Source organism: Pseudomonas sp. (assembly GCF_050739655.1).
Taxonomy (GTDB): domain Bacteria; phylum Pseudomonadota; class Gammaproteobacteria; order Pseudomonadales; family Pseudomonadaceae; genus Aquipseudomonas.
The window spans coordinates 1-6,042 of sequence record NZ_JBOIBY010000128.1; the positions used below are offsets into that span (position 1 = coordinate 1).

Annotated in this window: 5 protein-coding genes; 2 read left to right on the forward strand and 3 right to left on the reverse strand. The window is 60.1% G+C overall.

Translation table 11 applies throughout. The features are described 5' to 3' along the window. Positions 1–166: 166 nt before the first annotated feature. Genes ACRESJ_RS06610 through ACRESJ_RS06620 form a run of 3 tightly spaced genes read right to left on the reverse strand, consistent with a single transcriptional unit; the run spans position 167 to position 3,642 of the window. Positions 167–1,075 carry a helix-turn-helix domain-containing protein gene (locus tag ACRESJ_RS06610; protein WP_431757199.1) on the reverse strand — a complete coding sequence of 303 codons (909 nt, stop codon included), beginning with the start codon at positions 1,073–1,075 and terminating at the stop codon, positions 167–169. Further along, positions 1,072–2,505, reverse strand: a complete 1,434-nt coding sequence (locus ACRESJ_RS06615) for an aminotransferase (RefSeq protein WP_431757200.1) — start codon at positions 2,503–2,505, stop codon at positions 1,072–1,074. Before ACRESJ_RS06615 ends, ACRESJ_RS06610 begins: the two co-directional genes overlap by 4 nt. Before the next feature lie 30 nt (positions 2,506–2,535). Next, entirely contained in the window at positions 2,536–3,642 is a 1,107-nt protein-coding gene (locus ACRESJ_RS06620; RefSeq protein ID WP_431757201.1) for a polyamine ABC transporter substrate-binding protein, read from the reverse strand. Between the two features lie 217 nt (positions 3,643–3,859). Here ACRESJ_RS06620 and ACRESJ_RS06625 point away from each other — a divergent pair, with 217 nt between their 5' ends. Together ACRESJ_RS06625 and ACRESJ_RS06630 are read left to right on the forward strand one after the other, a co-directional pair. Beyond that, positions 3,860–4,618, forward strand: a complete 759-nt coding sequence (locus ACRESJ_RS06625) for an enoyl-CoA hydratase (RefSeq protein ID WP_431757203.1) — start codon at positions 3,860–3,862, stop codon at positions 4,616–4,618. Positions 4,619–4,638: 20 nt separating this feature from the next. Beyond that, complete coding sequence (locus tag ACRESJ_RS06630) at positions 4,639–5,820, forward strand: acetyl-CoA C-acyltransferase family protein (protein WP_431757202.1); 1,182 nt, start codon at positions 4,639–4,641, stop codon at positions 5,818–5,820. The last annotated feature ends 222 nt before the right edge of the window (positions 5,821–6,042 follow it).

Sequence of the window (6,042 nt, forward strand, 5' to 3'; positions counted from 1 at the left end):
GGGCAAGCCCGCTCCCACAGTGGTTTTGGTTGATCGCCAAATTTGCGTACACCCGCTGAACTTGTGGGAGCGGGCTTGCCCGCGATGAGGTCGATACATTCAAATGTCAGACCGCTATCGCGAGCAGGCTCGCTCCCACAGGGTTATCCCGAAATGTTGACGTTGATCAGTGCTTACGCAACCACTCAATAAACAGCGCAAACAATTCCGACTGCGACCCCACCTCCAACTTCAGATAAAGATTCTTGCGATGCATGCGCACCGTTTCCGGGGAGATGTTCATCTGGCTGGCGGTGGATTTCACCGAGTGGCCTCGCAGCACCATGTGCGCCACTTCCCGCTCGCGCTCGGTGAGCAAATCGCTGCCAAACTGCTCGAACGCCGATTGCACCCGATGCTTGAGATCATCGCGCTGGTCCTGCTCGCTGTCGCACTGGATCGCGCTGTTGCGCAGCATGCCGCGTCGGCTGAATTCGCTGACGAATTCGCGCACCAGCGGTTCCACGGCGCGCAGCAAGTTCAGGTGTTCGACCCGCAGGCATTCACCACCAAAACCTTGGTACAGGCTGACGGAAATCTTGGTGTCATTGCCCGTGTCGACGATGTAGTAACTGTCTTCCGAACAACCCGCGTTGAGGTAGTAGGTCTTGTAGTAATCGCTGTCGAAGAAGTTATCCGGCGCAATTTCCTCAAGGTGATAAAACCCTTGCGCCAACCCCTGCTCCACCGCCAAACAGAACGGATCGAGCAAGTAACCCCCGGAAAAATAGCGCTCCAGAATCGACACCTGATACTCCTGGGCGATCCCGCGCTGATGCAGCAACTGCGGCGGGCGGTCCTTGCGTTCCAGGCTGATCATCATCGACTCGATGGACACCAGCTGCGCCAGCGCCGACGCCAGATATTGCAGGGCGTCGGGCTCGTCGACATGGGCGAATGCCTCGCGCATTCCCCCATGCCATTTGTGCAATGCCCCGAAGGGCATCGCGATCAGCGTATCGTCGTTTGGTTTGTTCATGCCCCGCAGCATAGCGGGTGAGCGAGCCCTTGGTAAAAGCCTGACTGACGAACTCATTGGCCGAAATACTGGCCGCTCTGTTCAAGCTCGGCCGCCACTTCGAGAATGCACTCGCGCAGGATCCCGACGATCTCGTCCACCTGTGCATAAGTGAGAATCAGCGGCGGCGACATCACGTTGAGGTGCATGATCGGCCGCACCAGCAGGCCCCGCGCCTGAGCCCGCACGTGAATCTTCTCGCCGATGTTGATCTCGTCGGCAAACAACGCCTTGGTGCGTTTGTCAGCAACGAACTCCACACAAGCCATCAATTTCAGGCAACGCACATCGCCCACCAGCGGCAGATCCCGCAACGTGGCCAAACGCTGCTCCAGATAGCCGCCGACATCATCGACATGGGCCAGCAGGTTTTCCCGCTCGATGATCTCGATGTTCTTCAGCGCCGCCGTGCAGCACACCGGATGACCGCTGTAGGTAAAGCCATGGGTGAAGCAGCGCCCTGTGCCCGGCTCGGCGATCACCTTCCAGATACGGTCGGAAAAAATGCACGCGCCTAGCGGCAGATAGGCCGAGGTCAGGCCCTTGGCGGTGGTGATGATGTCCGGTTGCACATCGAACACATCCTTGGACGCGAAGAACTTGCCCAGGCGACCGAACGAGGTCACCACTTCGTCCGCGACGAAGAGAATGTCGTAGCGCTGGCAGACTTCCCACATGCGCTTGAGGTAACCCTTGGGCGGAATGATCACCCCGCCCGAGCCCATCACCGGTTCGGCGAAGAAACCTGCGACCTTGTCCGCGCCAATCGACAAAATCTTGTCTTCGAACTCCTTGACCAGAAACTCAAGGAACTGCGCCTCGTCCATACCTTCCGGCGCGCGGTAAGGGTTGGGGTTGGACACGTGGTGGATCAGCGGGTTGGCGTAATCAAACTCCGGCACCCGGTCGGCGGCCTTGTTGCCGATCGACATGGTCAGCGTGGTGGAGCCGTGATAGGCGTTGAACCTGGCAATAACGTGCTTCTTCTCCGTCTTGCCACGGCAGTTCTGGTAGTACTGGATCAGGCGATATGCCGTGTCGACCGCCGTGGAACCACCGGTGGTGAGGAACACATGATCGAGATCGCCGGGGGCCAGGCTGGCGAGTTTTTCGCACAGCTGGATCGCCACGTTGTTGGACATGTCGGAAAACGGATTGGAATACGCCAGTTGCCGCACCTGATCGGCGATGACCTCGGCCATTTCCTCACGGCCCAGGCCGATGTTGGTGCACCACATGCCGCCCACGGCATCGAGGAAGCGGTTGCCTTCGGTGTCGTAGATGTAAGCGCCGTCACCGGCAACGATATTCAGCGAACCCTGTTCGGCGTGCTCGTCGAACATGTGGTAGCCGTGCATGTGGTGGGCCTTGTCGGCCTTGACCAGGGCAGCCGCTTCGGTCGGCGTAAATACTTTTTTGACTGGAGTAGCCTTGATTGGAGTCGCCATACAAAAACCTCAAACTGGACAAATTGACGATCAGATCCCGCTCTTCACCGTGCTCCAGACCCGCGTGATAGCGCGCATGTCTTTGGCGTCCTGGGTCTTCTGCGGGAACAGTCGTTGACGAACTTCTTCATCGGGATAAATCGCCGGGTTATCTCGCACGCTGGCTTTGAGCAGCGGCGTGGCAGCCGCGTTGCTGTTGGCATAGTTGATGTAATCGCTCACATCGGCCATCACCTGCGGCTGCATCAGGTACTCGAGAAACTTGTGGGCGTTGGCCACGTGCGGCGCGTCGACCGGGATGTACATGTTGTCGAACCAGATCAACGAACCTTCCTTGGGAATGAAGTAGGCCAGGTTGATCTGCTTCTTCGCTTCTTCGGCACGGGCCATGGCGGTGGCGTAATCGCCTGACCAGGTCATGGCCATGCAAACATCACCGTTGGGCAGACTGGTCAGGTAATTGACCGAGTCGAATTTGCGGATGTAAGGCCGCACCGACAGCAGCACGTCTTGGGCAGCCTTGAGGTCTTCCGGCTTGGCACTTCGCGGGTCGCGGCCCAGATACTTCAGCGCCAGCGGAATCACTTCAGTGGGCGCATCCAGCAGGGTCACGCCGCAGTCGGCGAAGCGCGAGACGATCTTCGGATCGAAAATCATCGCCAGCGAACCGATTGGCGCGTCGGGCATGCGCTCCTTGATCTTGTCGACGTTGTAGGTCACGCCGTTGCTGCCCCAGGTGTAAGGCGCCGAGTAGGTGGTGCCCGGGTCGAAGCCCTGCAGATCGTTGAGGACTTTCGGATCGAGGTTGTTCCAGCTCGGCAGCAGCTTCTTGTCCAGTGGCTGGAATACCTTGGCCTTGATCAGCGGCGGCGCAAGAGAAGCGTTCAACACGATCAGGTCGTAGCCTGAGTGACCGGTCAGCAGTTTTGCCTGCACCGTTTCGTAGGCGTCGAAGGTGTCATAAATGACTTTGATGCCCGTGTCTTTCTCAAAGTTGGCCAGGGTCTTTTCGCCGATGTAATCCGCCCAGTTGTACAACCTGAGGGTATTGCTGTCGTTCACTTGCGCTGCGTAAGCGTTCAGGGTCAGCGGTACAACAAACAGACTGGAAATCACCTTAAGCAGTGTCTTGCCCATAGCAAATGCACCTTATCAAGCGAGTTCGGCTCTGGATGAGCGGATGTCCCTACTATTGGGCGATTGCGGCGCTGGGACCATACCCCGAATGGGTGTGTCCGCCGTTTTGCCCCGCGACATGGCAAAAAGCATCAGCCCGGTTGACCCGTTTTGTCATAGCGGCGGGGTTTGCCTGACGCTTAAAGTGGCCGCCAAACCGACTCTGCAGGCGCCTTCGATGACCGACCTGATCAAACAAGAACTGAGCGATGGCGTGCTGACGCTGACCATCGACCGCCCGGACAAGCTCAACGCCCTGACCAACGCGATGTACACGCGCCTGGCCGATGAGCTGTTTGCCGCTGACGAGAACGACGATGTGCGGGTGATCATCGTGACCGGTGGCCCGAACTGCTTCACCAGCGGCAACGACCTGGTGGACTTCCTGCAAGAGCCGCCGACGCACCTCGACAGCCCGGCATTTCGCCTGATGCGCGCCGTGACCCACCTGCAAAAGCCATTGATTGCAGCGGTTTGCGGTGCGGCCATCGGCATCGGCACTACCCTGCTGCTGCATTGCGACCAAGTGCTGGTCACCCGCAACGCCAAGCTGCGCACGCCGTTCGTCAACCTGGGCCTGTGCCCGGAATTCGGCGCCAGCCTGCTGTTGCCGCGCCTGATCGGTCAGGCCCGCGCTGCACGCCTGTTGCTGCTGGGTGATGGCTTCAGCGGTGCCCAGGCGCTGGATTGGGGCCTGGCCAACGAAGCGTTCGATGACGGCGAGCAGTGCCTGGCAGCAGCGGCAAAAGTCGCCCGGCGTTTCCTGGCCATGCCCCAGGAATCCTTGCGTGTGTCCCGGCAACTGATGAAGCAGCCCGGCATGGCCGAACTGCAAGCCACCCTGCGTGAAGAAAACCAATTGTTCATTCAGCGCTTGAACAGCACTGAAGCCAAAACAGCCTTGAACGCACTGCTCAATCGCAGTACAGATAAGTAAATCCCGAAAGGAACCCCGTCATGAACAACCCAGAAATCTTTGTCGTCAGCGCCGCCCGTACTGCCATCGGCACGTTCGGCGGTTCGCTCAAGGACGTACCACCGGTCGACCTGGCAACCACAGCCATCAAAGCCGCCCTGGAGCGCGCCGCTGTGGACGCGTCGCTCGTCGGTCATCTGGTAATGGGTAACGTGATCCCGACCGAAACCCGCGACGCCTACATCTCCCGCGTGGCCGCGATGAACGCCGGTATCCCGAAGGAAACCCCGGCCTATAACGTCAACCGCCTGTGCGGTTCGGGCCTGCAAGCAATCATCAGCGCCGCTCAGACCCTGCTGCTGGGCGATGCCGACATCGCCATCGGCGCCGGTGCCGAATCCATGAGTCGCGGCCCTTACCTGCTGCCGTCCGCCCGCTGGGGCTCGCGCATGGGTAACGTCCAGGCCATCGACTACATGCTCGGCATCCTGCACGACCCGTTCCACAACATTCACATGGGCATCACCGCCGAGAACGTCGCCGAACGCAACGGCATCACCCGCGAAATGCAGGACGCCCTGGCCTTCGAAGACCAGAAGCGCGCAGCCCATGCGATTGCCAACGGCTACTTCAGCGAGCAGATCGCCGGCGTGGAAATCCGTGATCGCAAAGAGACCAAACTGTTCACCGTCGACGAGCACCCACGCGCTGCCTCGCTGGAACAGCTGGCTGCCATGAAGCCAGCCTTCAAGAAAGACGGCTCGGTCACCGCCGGCAACGCCTCGGGTCTGAACGACGGCGCCGCCGCGCTGGTCATGGCCACCGGCACCGCCGTTCAGATCAACAACCTGCGCCCCCTCGCCCGCCTGGTCAGCTATGCCCACGCCGGTGTCGAGCCAGAACTGATGGGCCTGGGCCCGGTCCCGGCCACCCGCCTGGCCCTCAAGCGCGCCGGCCTGACCGTCGCCGACCTCGACGTCGTCGAAGCCAACATCGCCTTCGCCGCCCAAGCCTGTGCCGTCAGCCAGGAACTGGATCTGGACCCGGCCAAGGTCAACCCGAACGGCTCGGGCATCGCCCTGGGCCACCCGGTCGGCGCCACCGGCGCAATCATCGCCACCAAGGCCATCCACGAACTGCACCGCACGGGCGGGCGTTATGCGCTGGTGACCATGTGCATCGGTGGTGGTCAGGGGATTGCGGCGATTTTCGAGCGCGTGTAATCACCCTGCCTGACGCAAAACTGTAGGCGCTGGCTTGCCAGCGATGACGACCTCAAGGACAACACGCCCCTGAGGCCCCATCGCCAGCAAGCCGGCTCCTACAGTTTGATGTTGTTCACAGATTTTGTGTTCACAGCTCATCCACGTTACGAACGACAGGTTTGAGCATAAAAAAGGGCGCCTCTCGGCGCCCCTGTTACAACACGTCGGGTTTCAACAACT

Coding starts and splice junctions, on each gene's coding strand:
- ACRESJ_RS06610 (WP_431757199.1), bottom strand. CDS start 1,075: ATGAGTTCGTCAGTCAGGCTTTTACCAAGGGCTCGCTCACCCGCTATG.
- ACRESJ_RS06615 (WP_431757200.1), bottom strand. CDS start 2,505: ATGGCGACTCCAATCAAGGCTACTCCAGTCAAAAAAGTATTTACGCCG.
- ACRESJ_RS06620 (WP_431757201.1), bottom strand. CDS start 3,642: ATGGGCAAGACACTGCTTAAGGTGATTTCCAGTCTGTTTGTTGTACCG.
- ACRESJ_RS06625 (WP_431757203.1), top strand. CDS start 3,860: ATGACCGACCTGATCAAACAAGAACTGAGCGATGGCGTGCTGACGCTG.
- ACRESJ_RS06630 (WP_431757202.1), top strand. CDS start 4,639: ATGAACAACCCAGAAATCTTTGTCGTCAGCGCCGCCCGTACTGCCATC.